This is a genomic window from Arthrobacter sp. CAU 1506, from assembly GCF_005047635.1.
In the GTDB taxonomy this organism is placed as follows: domain Bacteria; phylum Actinomycetota; class Actinomycetes; order Actinomycetales; family Micrococcaceae; genus Crystallibacter.
Genome location: NZ_SUKC01000009.1, coordinates 54,349 through 71,842, shown reverse-complemented (window position 1 = coordinate 71,842; position 17,494 = coordinate 54,349). Strand labels below are relative to the sequence as shown.

Sequence of the window (17,494 nt, the reverse complement as noted above, 5' to 3'; positions counted from 1 at the left end):
ATCAGAGGGCGGCGCTTCTGTCACAGCCGGGGCGTCAGGTCCTCGGGTCTTTGATGAAAGCCTCGAGGCGCGCCTGCATCTCACCGTAGGAGGTGGCTGCCGGCAGTTGGCCGCCGTCGCGCAGCACGGTGGCAACGTTGACTGCCGCATCCACGGCTGCGCGGTAAGGCAGCGATCCGGAACTCACTCTTCGGATGCCCAAGTCCCCCAGCTCGGCAACACTGAGCGTGGGATGCGCCAGCAGGTTGACCGGCAATCCGATCCCGGCGGCGACACGGCTGATGTCTTCCGGGGCTGCCAGGCCGGGGACAAAGATCCCGTCGGCCCCGGCGTCAGCGTAGGCCTGCGAGCGGAGCAGGACCGCGTCCACGGTGGCTTGTTCGGCTAGCCAGAAGTTGTCCACCCGCGCGTTGATAAACACGTCCGGGGTGCGGTGTTTGATGGCATCCACCTTGCTGGCCAGGACTGCGGGCTCCACCAAACGCCCGGCTTTGCTGTCTTCGATATTGATCCCGGCCACGCCGTGGTCCGCCAATTCGGCCACAACGTCCGCAACCTCGTCGGGGTCATCCGAGTAGCCGTCCTCGATGTCCGCGGTGACGTGGACCGGCAACCGAACCAATTGCGCCACGAGGTCCGCCGTTGCAGTCTTGCTGGATCGGCCGCCGTCGGGCTGGCCGGCGCTGGCCGCAATGCCGAAGCTGGTGGTGCCGATGGCGGCGAACCCTGCCGCCGCAAAGGCCAGGGCCGAGCCGACGTCCCACGCATTCGGCAGCAGCAGCGGCGCACCAGCGTGGTGGAGTTCCGTAAAAGTGGCCATGTCAGTCCGTCCCGGGGTATTCGTCGCAGGTGAATTCCCGTCATCCTACAAGCGCGGTCAACGACCGCAGCGGCGCGCAAGCCGCAGGACTCCCGTGAATGACTAGGACAGCACGTCCTTGGTGCTGAAGCGGCTGTAGGCGAGGGCGCAGAAGACGGCGATGTAGCCGCCCTGCAGGAGGGCGTTGGCGCCGAAGGCATCCCAGGAGATGGGCTGGCGGAGCAGGTCGGCGAAGTCGAGCCAGTGGTAGGTGAACAGCCAGGGGTGCAGCCAGTCGAGCTGCGGCAGGGCGCCAACGATCTGGGTAACGACGGCGAGCACCGCCGTCGTCGCCATGGCCCCGACCGGAACCTCGGTGAGGGTGGAGATGAACAGCCCGATCGCGGCCAGCCCGGCCAGGGACAACGCGACATAGACGGCCACCAGCAGTAGCCGGACCAGGGAGTCGCCGACGCCGATGGTGTCGCCGGAGAGCAGGGTCACCGGTCCGGTGCCGAAGAGGATGGTGCCGATGAGCGCGCCGGTCACCACGATGGTGAGCGCCGCCGCGATGCAGAAGACGACGGCCGCCCCGTACTTGACCGCCAGTAGCCGCAGCCGGCCGGCCGGGGCGGTGAGCAGGTAGCGCAGCGTGCCGTGGCCTGCCTCGCCGGCGATGGTGTCGCCGGCCACCACGCTGATGGTCAGCGGCAGGAACAGCGGAATGGAGACCACCAGACCGGTTAGCGCAACGAACAGGCCGTTCTGGGTGATCTGGTTCAGGAACGGCGGGCCTCCGCCGGGCCCTCCTTCGTCGGCGGCCAGCCGGACCACCACGGCAATCAGCACCGGAACCGCGGCCAGGGCCAGCAGCATGGCCCAGGTCCGCAGGCGCCGGAAGAGCACGCTGAGTTCGGAGCCGAAGAGTGCCCAGCCCGCCGACGCCCGGCGGTTCTCCGGGGCGGACGGCTGTTCCAGTCGGGCAGATCCGGCCGGCTCAGAACCGGCAGTCGTGTTAGGCCCGGCACCAGAATGGAGCACGGAACGGTCCACGGGTCCGCCCCCAGGTTCGGAACTCTGCCGAGCCGCCGCCGAGGAAACGGGCTGCGCAGGAACGGGCTGCGCAGGAACGGGCAGCGCAGGAACGGGCAGCGCAGGAACAGACTGCGGCGAAACGGGCTGCGCGTCATTGGACAACGTCGAACCCCTCCCCCGTCAGTTCCACGTACCGGTCCTCCAGGCTGCCCGCCTCCACCACGAAGCCGCGGATCCGCACGCCGTCGGCCACCAGCGCGGCGGCGATGTTCTCCGGCAGCAGGTCGGGTCGGTTCATCGGCGTGCTGACCTGCCCGTCGAGTGCTGCCGCCGTGCCGTCCGGTTCCAGGCCGAGCCGGCGCAGCACAGCCCGGGCGGCGTTGGCGTCCGGGGTCTGGATGTTCAGGTGGGTCAGGCCCACGCGGCGCAGTTCGTCCAGGGTTCCTTGGGCCACCAGCTGGCCGGCGCGCATCACGGCGGCGTGGCTGCAGATCTGTTCCACCTCGGAGAGCAGGTGGCTGGAGACGAACACCGTGGTGCCTTCGCCGGCCAGCGAGCGCACCAGGCTGCGGACCTCGCGGGTGCCCTGCGGATCCAGTCCGTTGGTCGGTTCGTCCAGCACCAGCAGTTGGCGCGGCATCAGCAACGCGTTCGCGATGCCCAGCCGCTGCTTCATGCCCAGCGAATACGCCCGGACCTTCTTGTTCGCCGCATGCGACAGCCCGACCCGTTCAAGTGCCTCGGCGATCCGGCGGCGGCGGGTTGCTGCCGGGGCATGCCGGTCTGCCGTGTCCAGCCGGCGCAGGTTGGCGGCGCCGGAGAGGAAAGGATAGAAGGCCGGGCCTTCGATCAGCGCCCCGACCCGCGGCAGCACGCTCCGAAGGTGCGCGGGCATCTCCTGCCCGAAGATCCGAACACTGCCGCTGGTGGCGCCTGCCAGTCCGAGCATCACCCGGATGGTGGTGGTTTTCCCGGAGCCGTTCGGGCCCAGGAAGCCGAAGACCGATCCGTGCGGAACGGCCAGATTAAGGGAATCGACGGCGGTTTGCCGGCCGAAGCGTTTGGTCAGTCCGGAGGTTTCGATGGCCAGGGCGGCAGAGGTGCCGCTGCCGTTCACCGGCCCTCCGCGGCTGCCTGCAACTGCTCCAACGGGACGGAGCCGGTGAAGACGCGTCCGTCATCGGTCAGGTACACGTTGAGCAGCGCGGTGGAGATCAGCCGGCCGCCGTCCACAACCTCCGTCGCCTGGGCCAGCAGCGGAGAATCCGCCCAGCCGTCCGGAAGGGCCGCCGCGGGGACTTCCGTCACCGTCTCCCAGCCGGAGCCATGTCTGGTGACCTGACCCCCCGGGTCCGCACCGCCGTCGTTCTTGCCGTGGTGCTTCTCCGCGTCCGAGCCGTGCCGCGGCACGGCGTGCTCGGTCACCGTGGCGCCGGCGGGCGGAGTGAATTCGAACAGCCCGGGGTCCGGCGCACCAAGACTCAGCTTGGTGTAGCCCAGCTGGAACGCCGGCTCCTGCTGTCCGCGGGCCTGCACCTGGACGTTGAGCGGCAGTCCCGTCTCGGCATCGATGGCCAGCACCATGGACCCCACCAGCGTTTGAGCGCTGTTCGGTTCCACCACCAACTGGTACGCGCTGCGGCCCGCGACCGACGTGTCGTCGCCGACGGACAACTTGGTTTCGGAAGTCATGCTCTCCAGCAACTGGTCGACGAGCTGTTCCGGAGAGTACGCCTCGGTCTGCGCGGCACCCCCGTCTTCGGACGTGTCCCCGCCGTCGGTTACCGGCGGCAGGGTCAGGTGGACAGCCTCGTTCTGCTTGGAGTTGTAGACCCACCCCTCCAGACCGTTGCGGATCACGTCGCGCTCGGCAAAGCGGTCGAAAACCTGCAGCCGGGTCCGGTCCGGTCCGCCCCGGTAAACCCTGGCGGTGTGGGTGCCGGTGAGCATCTCCAGCGCGGTGGCCAGTTGCCCGCCCTCTTCCGCCGGCAGATCCTTTGGCAGCTCTGGAAGTCCCAGCGCGGATTGCTGTTCCAGCGTCCCGGTCAGCTCATGGACGTCGCTGCCGGCCGCCATTTCCAGCAGCTGCTGCGGTGTTTTGTCCGGCAGATCGGCGGCGGCGTTGGCTTGCAGCGAAGCGGTCAGCGCTCCGCCGGCAATCACCGCAGGCACGACGGCGGCGGGCAGCCACCGCTTCCAGGTCCGGGCCACGGCATACCACCTTCCGATGCTGAAGGGCTTCGTCCCAGACTACGCCCGCCGGGCGCCGGGGTCACTGGTCACAGCACCCGGACCTCCGCACCCGATCCTCCGGACGGCGCTCAGCGGACCTTGCGCCACGGCCGACATCGTGATCCACACGTGCTTGTACCCGCCCTGCCCCCGTGTTGTAGTTGACGCACGCAATCACATACGGATGCTCCGCGGCGCGGCGGCGAACCCGCCTGCACTGTGGAAATCCTCAAGCCGGCCCACACCCAGGCCGGCAGCCGGAGGGGTGAGTGACGATGGTTGTGCAGCGGTTGTTGCCAACGGAGGAAGCGCAGGACCTGCTGGAGCTGGTGCGTGGCATCGCTGCCCGCGAATTGATGCCGCAGGCGTCGGCGGCCGAAGAAGCCGAACGGTTTCCGCGCGAGGTCTTTCGGACGCTCGGGGAAACCGGGCTGCTCAGCCTGCCGTATCCCGAGGAGTTCGGCGGGGGCAGCCAGCCGGCCGAGGTCTACCTGCAGGTCCTCGAGGAACTCGGGGCTGCCTGGAGCAGCGTGGCCGTGGGCGTCAGCGTGCACGCCCTCTCCTGCTTCCCGCTGGTGCACTTCGGCAGCGACGCGCAGCGCAAGACCTGGCTGCCGGACATGCTCTCCGGCGAAACCCTGGGCGCCTACTGCCTTTCCGAAGCACACGCCGGATCGGATCCGGCGGCCATGCGGACCAAGGCCGTGCGGCACGGCGACGGCTATCTGATCCGCGGCGCGAAAGCCTGGACCACGCATGCCGGCCAGGCCGACTTCTATACGGTCATGGCCAGGACCTCCGACGATCCGCGGCGCGGGGTCTCGTGTTTCCTGGTGCCGGCGGATGCGGCAGGGCTGAGCGCGGCGCCACCGGAGCACAAGATGGGACTGACCGGTTCCACCACGGCCACCATGCATTTCGACGACGTGCACGTTGCCGCCGACCGGATGATCGGCGAGGATGGCCAAGGCCTGGCCATCGCCTACGCCGCGCTTGATTCCGGCCGGCTGGGCATCGCCGCCGTCGCCACCGGGCTGGCACAGGCCGCGCTGGATTTGGCCGCGTCCTACGCCAACGAGCGGGAAGCCTTCGGCAAGCGGCTGATCGAGCACGAGGGACTGGCCTTCCTGCTCGCCGACATGGCCGTGGAAACCGAAACCGCGCGCGCCATGTACCTGTCCGCCGCCCGGTTAAAGGACGCCGGCCTGCCATACGGCCGGGAGGCCTCGATCGCCAAACTGGTGGCGACCGACAACGCGATGAGCGTGACCACCAATGCCGTTCAGGTACTGGGCGGCGCCGGCTACACCCGGGATTTCCCGGCCGAGCGGTACATGCGCGAGGCGAAGGTGATGCAGATCTTCGAAGGCACCAACCAAATCCAGCGGCTGCTGATCTCACGCCAGCTCAGGCGGTGACCGCGCGACTCGCCGCAGGTATCTCGGCGGGCGCTGCTCCCTCGACCCGGGCTACATCCGGTTCTTAGTCCGGGCGGTGGCCGGCGCGGTCCACGGGTCCTCCGGCCACGGATGCTTCGGATACCGGCCGCGCATTTCCGCGCGCACCTGCGCGTACGGGCCGGACCAGAAGGACGCCAGGTCGTCGGTGACGGCCAGCGGCCGGCCGGCGGGCGAGAGCAGATGGAACAGCACCGGCACCCGCCCGTCCACCAGCCGCGGCGTCTCGGCCCAGCCGAAGCATTCCTGCAGTTTGACCGCCACCACCGGGCGCCCGCTGTCCTCCGGGGCCGGGTAATCGATCCACACCCGCGACCCGCTAGGCACCTGGAGGCGCTCGGGTGCCAGCTCATCGAACCGGGCAGCGTCGGGCCAGGGCAGCAGCCGGCGCAGCGGCTCGGCCAGGTCCACAGCCGCGGCGGGCTTGCCGCCGGCCAGCGCCTCCAGTTCCGGCGACAACCAGTCGGAGAGCCGGGCCAGCAACGCGCGTTCGGCGACATCAGGCCAGGGCTCCCCCAACTCCCGGTGCAGCAGGGCCAGGCGGCGGCGCAATGCCTCGGCCGGTTCGGACCAGCCGATAGTGCCCAGCCCGCCAGTCTCCAGTGCACGTGCCACCGCTTCCCGTCCGTCGGCGGGCGACGGTTTGACCGGCGTCGAGGAGAGCACAATCGCCCCCAGCCGGCGCTCGCGGCGCGCCGCCACCCGCCCGGCCTCGAAACGCGCTTCCACCCGGTCGGTCAGCAGCGTTCCCGCGGCGGCTTCCGCCGTGTCCGCGTCCAGCGGGGCCGCTGAACGGATCACCGCCCCGGTTCCGGCGGCATCGCGGCCCTGCGCCCTGGACACCTCGGCCACGGCCAGCCACTCGTGGCCCGCCAGCGGACTGCCCGCCGGCAGACCGGCGCGCGTTCCGGACGCCAGCAGATAGGTCTGGCCGGTAGCGCCGTTGACGCGGCGGGCAACCCGTTCCGGGAAGGCCAGTGCCAGAATCTGTCCCGTTGTTTCCGCTGTTTCCGCCGCGCCCAGCGGTGCACCGCTGCGGGATGGCACGACGGCGGCGCCCTCCTGCCGTGCGATCTCCGCCAACCGCCGCGCCTCCTCGCGCCAGCGCCGGGCTGCCGGATCGCCCCGGCCAGCCGCGCGGAGGGAGGCCAGCAGTTTGGCCAGGTCGGCGCCGGGGGCGCGTTGGTCCCCGGCCACCAGCGCAACGACGTCCGCGGCGAACTGCGGCCCCGCGACGGCCGCGCCGTCCAGCAGCGCCCGACCTAGCCGCGGGTCGGCTGGAACCCGGGACAAGACCCGCCCCAATTCGGTAGCGCGGCCGTCGTCGTCGATGGCGCCTAGATCGTGCAGGGTTCGCAGGGCATCGCCCATGGCCGCGGCCGGCGGTGCATCCGGAAGCTGCAGCCCCTCGCCGCCGAGAGCACCCCAGCACGCCAGCACCAAAGCGGCCGCGGTGAGATCCGCGACGGCAATCTCCGGCGTGGGGTGTGCCGGGGCGGCACCGAACGTCTTTTGGTCATAGCAGCGCACCACAGTGCCCGGTCCTTGGCGGGCAGCGCGGCCGGCGCGCTGGTCGGCTGAGGCCCGCGAAGCCGAGACGGTGACCAGGCCGGACATGCCGCGGGCGGCATCACGGCGCGGCTCGCGCGACAGACCGGAGTCAATCACCAGCCGCACTCCGGGCACGGTGAGCGAGGACTCGGCCAGCGAGGTGGAAACGATGATGCGCGGAACTCCGCCGGGTTCCCGGCCGGAGACGGCGCGATCCTGCGTGGCGGCGTCGACCTGACCGTGCAGTTCCAGCACCTCGGTGTTCCGGCCTCCGGCCCGCTCGAGGCCGGGGCTGCCGCCTGCGCTCCGAACCTTGTCCCGGATCAATGCCGCGACCTGCTGCACTTCCCACGCTCCGGGAACGAACACCAGGGCATCAATGGCAGGATCGCCGCCGATCGCCGTGGCGTGGGCGGCAACCGCAGTGGCGGCGACGTGGTCCAGGAAACCTCGGGTAACGCCCCGCTCATCCAGCCGCGGTCCAGCCGCCGGCGCCCACCGCACCTCCAAGGGATGCAGGGCGGAAGGGCAGTCGACCACCGGAGCCGGCCCAACGCCGTCGGGCGCTCCGATCAGGGAGGCGAACCGCGGAGCATCCAGGGTGGCGGACATCGCCACCAATGTGAGGTCCGCACGCAGCTGGCGCACCTCGCCGAGCATGCCCAGCAGCAGGTCGGTTTCCAGCCCGCGCTCGTGCACTTCGTCCAGGATCACCGCGTCCGTGCCCTCCAGGCCGGGGTCGGCGAGCAGCCGGCGCAGCAGGATCCCCGGCGTGACGAACTCGACCAGGGTCTGAGCACCGGCCCGACGCTCGCCGCGGACCGTGTAGCCGACGCGGCCGCCCAGCGTGCTGCCGTCGAGGAACGCCAGCCGCCGCGCCGCCGAACGGGCCGCGACCCGGCGCGGCTGGGTCACCACCACGCTTGGCTGGCGGCTCAGCGCAGCCCCGGCGGCCAGGTTCGCCACCAGCGGCGGCACCAACGTGGTCTTGCCCGTGCCCGGCGGAGCCTGCACGACGGCGGTGCCGCCTGCGAAGGGTCCGGTTGCGGCAGCGCCGGGGGTCGCCTCGTCGGGCGCCACCGTCAACGCCGCGGCCAAACCGTCCAGCGACTCGGCGAAAACCAGACCCGCGCCGATGACCGCCAGATCGAACGGACGATAGTGGCCACGCGGAGGTTGAGTGGTGCGGGAGGCTGGCTGGGTCACCCTTACATTGTGCCGTGGCGGGATGCGGTCCCCCGGCCCTTCTTCCCCTCCACAAGCCCGGTTTGTCCCTTGGCAGGGCCGGGGAACTGTGCCACGTTGGAGATGGAAACGGAAACAATCTCTGGTGAAGGGACGTGGCCCGGATGCCCAAGACGACCAAGAGCGGCAAGCCGAAGCAAAGCGAACTGCCCAGCACACTGCAGCGTTCAGGCAAGAAGGCGCAGGAGACTTTCGCGGAGGCCCATGACTCGGCCGCCGAAACGTACGGCGACGAGGAACGCGCCCACCGCGTTGCCTACAGTGCACTCAAGCATTCCCACGAAAAAGTCGGCGACCACTGGGAGCCGAAGGAGAAGTACGGCCCCTCGGACCAGCAGGCCAAGGGCGGCAAGAACACCTCGCGGCAGACCAAGGGTGGGGTGGACGCGAACGCTTCCAAGGAACACCTTTACGACCTGGCGAAAAAGCTCGACGTGCCCGGCCGGTCGAAAATGGACAAGTCCCAGTTGGTCGAGGCGCTGCGCAAGGCCAACAACAGGGAGACTCGAAAGTCCCGGTAGGCGGCTGCGCCGTGCCTGAGAGGCACCGGGAACAGGGCCGATTAGGCTAGGGCGCATGGATTTGGAGAGCGCGGCCCGGGAGCTGTATGCGCTGCTGCCGGGTGAGTTCACCGCGGCCCGCAACGCCAAGGCCAAGGAAGCCGCGCAGGCCGGGGACAAGGCTCTGGCAGCACGGTTGCGCGGCCTGTCGAAACCCACGGCAGCGGCTTGGCTGCTCAACATGATGGCAGTCCACCGCCGCGATGAGATCGACGGGGTCATCGAGCTGGGGGCGGCGATGAGCCAGGCGCAGCAGGAACTGGACCCCAGCCAGATGCGGGCGCTGGGCGACCAGCGCCGCGGGCTTCTGTCCGCCATGGCGTCGAGCGGACGGCAGTTGGCCGACGAACTGGGCCATTCAGTCGGCCCGGCCGTCGTCACCGAAGTGGAGCAGACGCTGCGTGCCGCCATGTCCGACCCTGCGGCGGGTGCTGCGCTGGCCAGCGGACTGCTCACCACATCATTCGCTTCCACCGGGCTGGACCCGGTGGACTTGGACGGTATCGTCGCCGTGCCGGAAGCCGTTGGATCACCCGCGCCGGTGTCCGCTGCCCCGCCCCGCCGCAGCGCCAAGGCTCCGGCGCGGGACGAGCTGGCCGAACGCCGGGCCGCCAAGGCCGACCGGGCCGCGAAGCAGGAAGCCGAGGAGGCGGAGCGGCGCCGCCGGTTGGCGCGGGCCGAGGTGGAGAAAGCCGAGCGCCGAAAAGACGATGCCGAGGCCAAAGAACAGAAGGTCTTGGACAAGCTGGACCAGTTGCAGAACCGCCGCGATGCACTCTCCGACGAGCTAAGTGAACTGAAAAAGCGCATCGAGGAGCTGACGCGCGAGATTGCCGCCACCGACCGCACGATCGAAGCGGCCGAGGAAGACCTGGTGTCTGCGGCCAGGACCGCTGACCGGACGCGGAAAGCTGCTGCCGCCGCGCAGCGGGAGTTGGGCGAGCAGGCGTAGCCTCTGCCGCCCGCGGCAGGGTGCGGGCCATGTAACCTAGGTCTCAAGTCCAGTCAGCTGCCGCGCGCCGGCCAGAACCTCGCCAGGGGGAACCATGTGGAGCATTGATGCGGCCAGGTCCGCACTGTTGATGATCGATATGCAGAACGACTTTGTGCTGGAAGGCGCGCCGATGGAGGTGCCGATGGCACGCAAGCGGCTGCCCGAGATGGTGACCGCCGTCGCGGCCTGCCGGCAGGCCGGCATCCCGGTGATCTACACCCGGCACGTGCTGCTCGACTCGTTTGATGTGTCGCCGCTGGAGACCACCTACAACCAGCGGCTGCAGACCGTCGGCATGCGCCGCGGAACCAACGGCGTGGAAGTCGTCGAGGAGCTCAAACCCGAAGCCGACGACTACGTGCTGGACAAGCACCGGTATGACGCGTTCCACAACACCCCGCTGAAAAGCGTGCTGGCCACCATCCGAGGGCTCAACACCGTGGACACGGTGATCATTGCCGGCACGCTGACCGAGGTGTGCTGCGAGTCCACGGCCCGAAGCGCCTACATGAACGACTACAAAGTCGCGTTCCTTTCGGACGCCACCGGAGGCCGCTCCGAAGCTGCCCAAAACGCCAGCTTGGACGCGATCGGGACCTTCTTCGGCCGGGTGCTGAGCACCGCGGACATGGAACAGGAAATCGGCACCACTGCGTAACCGGCAGGCGCCACGGCGGCCGGTTACAGCGGGTTGTCAGTGCGAACCATTACCGTTGCGGCATGATCGATTTCAACAACGCCTCCTTCGTCAAACTCGGCCCCTGCGATCCCGGCGAGGTGGCCCGGGACGTCACCCAGATTTTCATCCACGGGGAAAACATCCTGGCCACCTTCAAGGGCATCCGCGACTATGTTGTCTTCACCGACAAACGCCTGATCGCGGTGAATGCCCAAGGCATGACCGGCAAGAAACGCGACTACACCTCACTGCCGTACTCCAAGATTCAATCGTTCTCAGTGGAAACCGCGGGCACTTTCGACCTGGATACGGAACTTGATCTGTGGTTCAGCGGGTTGGGCAAAGTGCGGCTTGAGTTCAAGGGCAGCGTAGACATCCGATCGCTGTCGCAACTCATTGCCTCTCACGTGCTGTAGGTTCGGAACCGCCCGCGCGGCTGTTGGCGATCGGAAGATCTGGCGGTCGCGTGGCTTGCGGGACGATTTGGTGATCGCGCGGCCCGCGGTCAGGCGGCTTGGCGTTCCCGCTGCCGGCGGTATTCGTGCCAGGTCAGCACCACCACCAGTGCGTCAAAGACGGTCAGGGCCACCAAACCCGGCGTGGGCGAGACCGCGAACTGGTAGATCTGGTAGCCAATAAAAACCAACAGGACAGCGATCATCCACGGATAGGCCCAGAGCTTGTTCATCAGTACAGCCGTCACCAGCACGACCTTCACGGCCCCGTGCACCAGTAGGTAGACGGCCGCATACGCCACGGCGCTGCCGGTCAAGGTGCCCGATGCGTGCAGCAAATGCGTGGCGATGAAGTCCTGCGGGTCCTCAGCGAGTTCGGGCTGGGTCAGCCGCAGGACCAGACCGTGGATCTGCGCTGGATCGGCCACCAGCAGCAGCAATCCGCCGATGATTTCGACAGCACCGTCCAGTCCCTTGAGGATGACCCCGGCGATGAACAGCCAGTCCCACCAGTCCTTCGCCTCACCCCTCCACAGGCTCACGCTCCGAATGTACAGCTTCCATGCGTAGTGCAGAATGTTTCCATGAGTGAGCTTTTGGAGCATCTGGCTGCCAACGTCCGCCGGCTGCGCGATGTCCATGGGATGTCGCTGTCCCAGCTGGGCGAAAAGTCAGGCGTGGCCAAGGGGACCCTGTTCAAGGTGGAGCGGGGCCAAACGAACGCAAACATCGAGACGCTGCAGGCGATCGCGCAGACGTTCGACATCCACGTCACGGAACTGCTGTCGCCGCCGCAGGCCCCCGCCGTCGAAATCATGCTGGATGGCGAGGGCGAGGAAATCACCGATGAAGCCGCCGTCGGCCATGTGCTGCGCCGCCAACTGGTCGGCGCCGGAACGGTGGAAATCCACGCCAAGACGTTCCACCACGGGAAAGTCCAGCTCTCCGTCTCCCACGGCCCGGGCACACGCGAGCATGTGTTCATCCGGACCGGCTCCATCCGCTTGGGACCGCTCGGGCAGGAAGTGCTGGTCCACGCCGGCACGTACGTCACCTACCTTGCGGACCAGTCGCACCGCTGGCAGGCCGAGGGCGGCGACTGCACGTTGTGGATCGTGCACACCTTCCCGCGGACCACGGCCCTGAAAGAAGTTCCGGCCCCAGAGAACGGCTGATTTCCCGCTAGCGGGGGCCGCTCGTCGCGAGATACTCCCCGCTTGTACAGTGGGCGCCACATTCACCCTGGAAGGGCCAGCTTTCCTCTTGCTGGCGCTGTAGCTCCGCAGTGATATGGACCAGCTGACCGAAGCAGCGCCAGCTTTGCTTACCAGTGGGCGACAATGTGGCGCATCCTGCCCGCGGAACGGTGACAACCACACCGGACACCGGCCGCCCGACGACCACGCCAGCCCGACGGCCACGCCGATCACCGGTTCTCCGACGACCACGCCGCCCCGCGGTCACGCCCGGACGCCGGCCCGCCGGATACAGGACGGTCCTACGGCGCCACCCAGGGCCTTCCCGCATCGTGACGCGAATGTGATGCAGACCATTTGACCTACGGTGATGTGCACCATATCTTGGTGTGGTCAGTGTTCATTCAGCAATGTTCTTTGTTCATTCGACGGTTACGCCGGGTTCGTGTCCGGCGCTCATCCCCGTTCACTTTTTTGTGCGTCAAAGGAGACACGTATGTCCAAAACGATCGTCGGCGGCATGGACCGCCGCCAGCTGCTCAAGGTCCTGGGCCTGAGCGCCGCCGCGATCGGCGGCGCCTCCACGCTCACGGCCTGCGGTGGCCTCAAGGGCTCGGCGAGCGGCACCAGCGACGTGCTCAAGATCGGTTTCGTCAGCCCGCAGACCGGCCCGCTGGCCAGCTTCGCCAGCGCGGACAACTACGTGGTCAAGCAGGTCCAGCAGGCGCTGGCCAAGGGGTTCACCGCCGGCGGCTCCACCCGGCAGATCGAAATCGTCGTCAAGGACACCCAGTCCAACTCCACCCGCGCCACCGCCGTCACCAAGGAACTGATCACCCAGGACCAGGTGGACATCGTCGTCGGCTCCGGCACCCCGGACACCACCAACCCGGTCGCCGACCAGTGTGAAGCCTCCGGCGTCCCGAACATCACCACGATCGCGCCGTGGGAGGCGTGGTTCCACGGCCGCAGCGGCGTCTCCGGCGAGGGCTTCAAGTACACCACCCTGTTCTTCTTCGGCATGCAGGAATTCGCCGACTGCTTCACCCCGATGTGGAAGCGCATGGACGTGGCGAACCAGAACGTCGCGGCGCTGTGGCCGGACGACACCGACGCCAACGCCTTCCGCAAGGGCCTGACCCCGCTGGCCGAGGCCCAGGGCTTCAAGATGATCGACGGCGGCGCCTTCCAGAACGGCGCCAGCGACTACAGCTCGCAGATTGCCAAGTTCAAGGCCGAGAACGCGGAGCTGTTCACCTGCACCCCGATCCCGCCGGACTTCCAGACCTTCTGGAAGCAGGCCGCGCAGCAGGACTACCGGCCGAAGCTGGCCACCGTCGCCAAGGTGATGCTGTTCCCGTCCGAGGCCGAGGCGCTGGGCAAGCTGTCCAACAACATCGCCACCGACATCTGGTGGAGCCCGTACCACCCGTACAAGTCCTCGCTGGACGGTACCACCGCGCAGCAGCTGGCCGACGGCTTCGCCGAGGAGACCGGCAACCAGTGGACCCAGGCCCTGGGCTCGGTCTACTCGCTGTTCGAGCTGGCGGTCGAAGGCTTCAAGCAGGCCAGCGACCCGAAGGACCGCGACGACGTGGCGGACAAGCTGCGCAACATGAACACCGTAGGCATGTCCGGCCCGCTGGACTTCACCAAGGGACCGGAGCCGGGCATCGCCGTCCAGCACCCGGTGGGCGGCCAGTGGCGCAAGGGCACCAAGTTCGACTGGGACATCACCATCGTGGACAACACCCCCAACCCGGACGTTCCGGTGGGCGGCGATCTCGAGGCGACCAACGCGTGAGTCCTTTGCTCCAACTGTCCGGACTGGACAAGCGCTTCGGCCAGGTAGTGGTGGCCGAAGCGCTTGACCTCACCGTTGGGGAAGGCGAAGCCGTCGGCATCGTCGGCCCCAATGGTGCCGGCAAGTCATCGCTGTTCGCGATGGTTTCCGGAGATCTGAAGCCCGACGCCGGCCGGGTCACTTTCGACGGCGAGGATGTCACCGCACGTCCCGCGCACCAGCGCTGCCGGGCCGGCATCGGCCGCACCTACCAGGTGCCGCGGCCCTTCGAGGGAATGACCGTGTTCGAAAACGTCCTCGTCTCCGCCGCCCAGGGCTCGGGCCTGCACGGCCGTGCTGCCCAACAGCAGGCCGCCGACGTTCTGGCCGAATGCGGCCTGGCGGCCGCGGCTAACCAGCGTGCCGGCTCGTTGTCACTGCTGCAGCGCAAGCGCCTGGAGGTGGCCCGCGGCCTGGCCACCGGACCCAAGCTGCTGCTGCTGGACGAAGTCGCCGGCGGACTGACCGAGCCCGAAGTGCTCGAACTGGTCGAGCTGATCGGCCAGGTCAAGGCCCGCGGTGTGGCTGTGGTCTGGATCGAACACGTGGTCCACGCCCTGGTGAAGTCGGTGGACCGGCTGCTCTGCCTGGCCGGCGGCCGTTTCATTGCCGACGGCGACCCGGCCACCGTGCTGGCCGATCCGCAGGTGCTGGAGCTGTACTTCGGCGGCCCTGAAACAGAAGAGGGGGCAGCGTGACGCTGCTGGAAGTTGAAAACCTGGACGTCCACCACGGCCAGCTGCACGCCGTCCGCGGCTTCAGCCTGTCCGTGGAACCCGGTGCCACGGTGGCGGTGATCGGCGCCAACGGAGCCGGCAAATCCACCCTGATGCGGGCCATCGCCGGCTCGCACCTGCCCACCGCCGGCACCATTCGGCTGGGCGGCCAAGACATCACGCGGCTGCCCGCCCACCGCAGGGTGGCCCAGGGCATCTCGCTGGTGCCCGAGGGCCGCCGGCTGTTCAAATCGCTGTCCGTGCAAGAGAACCTGGAGACCGGCACCTATCGGGCCGGCAGCGGTCCGTGGAACGTGGACGCGGTGATGGAGCTGTTCCCGTGGATGCGCGAACGCGCCCGGCAAAACTCCGCCTCGCTCTCCGGCGGCCAGCAGCAGGCGGTCGCCATCGGCCGGGCCCTGGTGGCCAACCCCAAGGTGCTGCTGATCGACGAACTTTCCCTCGGCCTGGCCCCGGCCGTGGTCAAGCAGATGTACGCGCTGCTGCCGCGGATCGTCGAGCGCGGCACCGCCGTGCTGCTGGTCGAACAGGACGTCTCACAGGCCCTGGCCGCCGCGGACCTGGTGCATTGCCTGCTCGAGGGCCGCACCGTACTCACCGGCAGCCCGCAAGATCTGACCCCCGCCCAAGTGGAACAGGCCTACTTCGGCCTGGCCCATGCCGGCGGCGGCCCGGAAGGAAACTGACTACCCCATGGATCTGCTCAATACCCTGGTGCAGGGGCTGATGCTCGGCGGCCTCTACGCCCTGTTCGCCGCCGGCCTGTCCATCATGTTCGGCGTGATGCGCATGGTGAACCTGGCCCACGGCGACCTGGCCGTGATCGCCGGCTACCTGGTCCTGGTGCTGCTCGGCGGCACCATGTTCCCGCTCTGGCTGGTCGTGCTGGTCACCCTGCCCCTCTTCGCCGTGATCGGCTACGGCATCCACCGCAGCCTGTTCAGCCGCAGCCTCAAGGCCGGCCCGCTCTCCGCCCTGCTGGTGACGTTCGGGCTGTCCATCGTCATCCAGAACGGGCTGCTGGAAGGCTTCTCCGCCGACACACGCACCATTGACATGGGCGTGCTGAATACCGGCGCCTTCCACCTCAATAACCAGCTCTCCATCTCCTACCTGGGCCTGCTGACACTGATCCTGGCCGTCGTGGTGATCGTGGGCGTGCAACTCTTCCTCTCCCGCACCCGGACGGGGAAGATGATGCGCGCGGTCTCCGACGACGCCGACACCGCCTCGCTGGTGGGCGCCAACTCCAAACACCTGTACGCGATCGCCACCGCCATCGCGTTCGGCACCGTGGCGCTGGCCGGCATCATGTCCGGTGCACGGTCCTCCTTCGATCCGTCGATCGGACCCACCCAGCTGATCTTCGCGTTCGAGGCAGTGGTCATCGGCGGCCTCGGCTCGCTCTGGGGCACCCTGGCCGGCGGCGTCGTCCTCGGCCTGACCCAGGCCTTCGCCGCCCACCTGGACCCGTCCTTCACCATCCTGGCCGGGCACCTGGTCTTCCTGGCCGTGCTCGCCTTCCGCCCCCAGGGCCTGATCCCGCAAAGGACGGTGTGACCATGGCACGCACCACCCCGCCAACCACCGAAGGTACGACGACGCCGGTCGCCGCCTCTGCCGCCCCGCCACTTCCAGGCGCCCTGGTCACCCGCGCCGGACGCGCTTCCAAAGCCAGTGCCGGTGTGCTGGCGCTGGCCGTCATCGTCCTCGCCGCGCTGCCCTACATCGCGTTCGCCGGCACCACCAGCTCCATGGTCACCTTCTTCGTGCTGCTGATCATGGCCAGCATGTGGAACCTGCTCGCCGGCTTCGGCGGCATGGTCTCGGTGGGCCAGCAGGCCTTCGTCGGCGTGGGCGCCTACACCGTCCTGGCGTTCGCCAACATGGGCATCAACCCGTTCGTGGCATTGCCCCTGGCAGCGCTGACCTGCTCGGTGTTCGCCATCCCCACCTCCTGGCTGGCCTTCCGCCTGCGCGGCGACTACTTCGCCGTCGGCACCTGGGTCATCGCCGAGGTCTACCGGCTGATCATCATCCGCTTCGACAGCCTCGGCGGGCCAAGCGGCATGTCCCTGCCCGGCCTGAACGGGATGGACCCGGTGCTGCGCGGCGCGCTGACCTACTGGGCCGCGCTGGCCCTGGCCGCGCTGACCATCCTGGGCTGCTACCTGCTGATGCGCGGCCGCACCGGGCTGGCACTGACCGCGGTGCGCGACGACGAAACCGCAGCCCGCGCCAACGGCGTGGACGTCACCTGGTCCAAACGCCTGGTCTACCTGGTGTCCGCTGCCGGCTGCGGCGCCGCCGGCGGCATCTTGATCATCGACTCGCTCAGCGTCCAGCCCAACGCCATCTTCTCCGTCCAGTGGTCCGCCTACATGATCTTCATCGTGATCATCGGCGGCATCGGCTACCTCGAAGGCCCGCTACTCGGCGCCATCGTGTTCTACGCACTCCAGCAACTGCTCGCCGGCTACGGCTCCTGGTACATGATCATCCTCGGCGCCATTGGCGTGGCCGGAGCCATCTGGCTACCCCGCGGCCTCTGGGGCACCGTCACCAACAAAACCGGCATCCAGCTCTTCCCCGTCGGCTACCGGCTCAACCAGCCATGGACGCTGCCGCCGAACCTGCGGTAGACAGGGAAGGCGTCCGGCCGGCGCCCCGGGAGTCATGGACTCTGCGCGGTGGCGCCGCGCCGGAGAGTT

General features: G+C 68.5%; 17 protein-coding genes. 11 read left to right on the top strand and 6 right to left on the bottom strand.

Features of this window, described 5'->3' with window-relative positions:
* Window positions 1–34: 34 nt before the first annotated feature.
* From E4J89_RS11550 to E4J89_RS11535, 4 genes are all read right to left on the bottom strand, one after another.
* Window positions 35–820, bottom strand: a complete 786-nt coding sequence (locus tag E4J89_RS11550; RefSeq protein WP_136786290.1) for an isocitrate lyase/phosphoenolpyruvate mutase family protein — start codon at window positions 818–820, stop codon at window positions 35–37.
* Between the two features lie 102 nt (window positions 821–922).
* Entirely contained in the window at window positions 923–1,777 is an 855-nt protein-coding gene (locus E4J89_RS11545) for an ABC transporter permease subunit (protein WP_205754486.1), read from the bottom strand.
* A 208-nt stretch (window positions 1,778–1,985) separates the two neighbouring features.
* A complete protein-coding gene (locus E4J89_RS11540; RefSeq protein WP_240691862.1) occupies window positions 1,986–2,951 on the bottom strand; it encodes an ABC transporter ATP-binding protein in 966 nt (321 codons plus the stop codon).
* Window positions 2,948–4,045, bottom strand: coding sequence for a hypothetical protein (locus E4J89_RS11535; protein ID WP_136786288.1), 1,098 nt, complete (start codon window positions 4,043–4,045; stop codon window positions 2,948–2,950). The genes E4J89_RS11540 and E4J89_RS11535 overlap by 4 nt, the downstream gene beginning before the upstream one ends.
* A gap of 296 nt (window positions 4,046–4,341) precedes the next feature.
* Between E4J89_RS11535 and E4J89_RS11530 the strand changes: the two genes are divergently transcribed.
* A complete protein-coding gene (locus tag E4J89_RS11530) occupies window positions 4,342–5,484 on the top strand; it encodes an acyl-CoA dehydrogenase family protein (RefSeq protein WP_136786403.1) in 1,143 nt (380 codons plus the stop codon).
* A 51-nt stretch (window positions 5,485–5,535) separates the two neighbouring features.
* On the opposite strand, the gene hrpB is transcribed toward E4J89_RS11530, so the two are convergent.
* Window positions 5,536–8,280, bottom strand: a complete 2,745-nt coding sequence (gene hrpB, locus E4J89_RS11525) for an ATP-dependent helicase HrpB (RefSeq protein WP_205754482.1) — start codon at window positions 8,278–8,280, stop codon at window positions 5,536–5,538.
* A gap of 143 nt (window positions 8,281–8,423) precedes the next feature.
* On the opposite strand from hrpB, the gene E4J89_RS11520 reads away from it, so the two are divergent.
* The 4 genes from E4J89_RS11520 to E4J89_RS11505 all read left to right on the top strand — a co-directional run bounded on the left by E4J89_RS11520 (window position 8,424) and on the right by E4J89_RS11505 (window position 10,968).
* Window positions 8,424–8,840, top strand: coding sequence for a ChaB family protein (locus tag E4J89_RS11520; RefSeq protein ID WP_136786287.1), 417 nt, complete (start codon window positions 8,424–8,426; stop codon window positions 8,838–8,840).
* Between the two features lie 55 nt (window positions 8,841–8,895).
* Window positions 8,896–9,831 (top strand): hypothetical protein, encoded by a 936-nt coding sequence (locus E4J89_RS11515; RefSeq protein WP_136786286.1) that lies wholly within the window; start codon window positions 8,896–8,898, stop codon window positions 9,829–9,831.
* Between the two features lie 94 nt (window positions 9,832–9,925).
* Entirely contained in the window at window positions 9,926–10,531 is a 606-nt protein-coding gene (locus E4J89_RS11510) for an isochorismatase family cysteine hydrolase (protein WP_136786285.1), read from the top strand.
* A gap of 62 nt (window positions 10,532–10,593) precedes the next feature.
* A complete protein-coding gene (locus tag E4J89_RS11505) occupies window positions 10,594–10,968 on the top strand; it encodes a PH domain-containing protein (protein WP_136786284.1) in 375 nt (124 codons plus the stop codon).
* A gap of 89 nt (window positions 10,969–11,057) precedes the next feature.
* On the opposite strand, the gene E4J89_RS11500 is transcribed toward E4J89_RS11505, so the two are convergent.
* Window positions 11,058–11,549 carry a DUF2127 domain-containing protein gene (locus E4J89_RS11500; RefSeq protein WP_169303991.1) on the bottom strand — a complete coding sequence of 164 codons (492 nt, stop codon included), beginning with the start codon at window positions 11,547–11,549 and terminating at the stop codon, window positions 11,058–11,060.
* A gap of 42 nt (window positions 11,550–11,591) precedes the next feature.
* Between E4J89_RS11500 and E4J89_RS11495 the strand changes: the two genes are divergently transcribed.
* From E4J89_RS11495 to E4J89_RS11470, 6 genes are all read left to right on the top strand, one after another.
* Window positions 11,592–12,182 (top strand): helix-turn-helix transcriptional regulator, encoded by a 591-nt coding sequence (locus E4J89_RS11495; RefSeq protein WP_136786282.1) that lies wholly within the window; start codon window positions 11,592–11,594, stop codon window positions 12,180–12,182.
* Between the two features lie 517 nt (window positions 12,183–12,699).
* Window positions 12,700–14,007: an ABC transporter substrate-binding protein gene (locus tag E4J89_RS11490; protein ID WP_169303990.1), complete on the top strand. Its 1,308-nt coding sequence runs from the start codon at window positions 12,700–12,702 to the stop codon at window positions 14,005–14,007.
* Window positions 14,004–14,744 (top strand): ABC transporter ATP-binding protein, encoded by a 741-nt coding sequence (locus E4J89_RS11485; RefSeq protein ID WP_136786280.1) that lies wholly within the window; start codon window positions 14,004–14,006, stop codon window positions 14,742–14,744. Before E4J89_RS11490 ends, E4J89_RS11485 begins: the two co-directional genes overlap by 4 nt.
* Window positions 14,741–15,469, top strand: a complete 729-nt coding sequence (locus E4J89_RS11480; protein WP_136786279.1) for an ABC transporter ATP-binding protein — start codon at window positions 14,741–14,743, stop codon at window positions 15,467–15,469. Before E4J89_RS11485 ends, E4J89_RS11480 begins: the two co-directional genes overlap by 4 nt.
* Window positions 15,470–15,476: 7 nt before the next feature.
* Entirely contained in the window at window positions 15,477–16,343 is an 867-nt protein-coding gene (locus tag E4J89_RS11475; RefSeq protein WP_136786278.1) for a branched-chain amino acid ABC transporter permease, read from the top strand.
* Between the two features lie 2 nt (window positions 16,344–16,345).
* A complete protein-coding gene (locus E4J89_RS11470; RefSeq protein WP_136786277.1) occupies window positions 16,346–17,425 on the top strand; it encodes a branched-chain amino acid ABC transporter permease in 1,080 nt (359 codons plus the stop codon).
* Window positions 17,426–17,494: the final 69 nt, after the last annotated feature.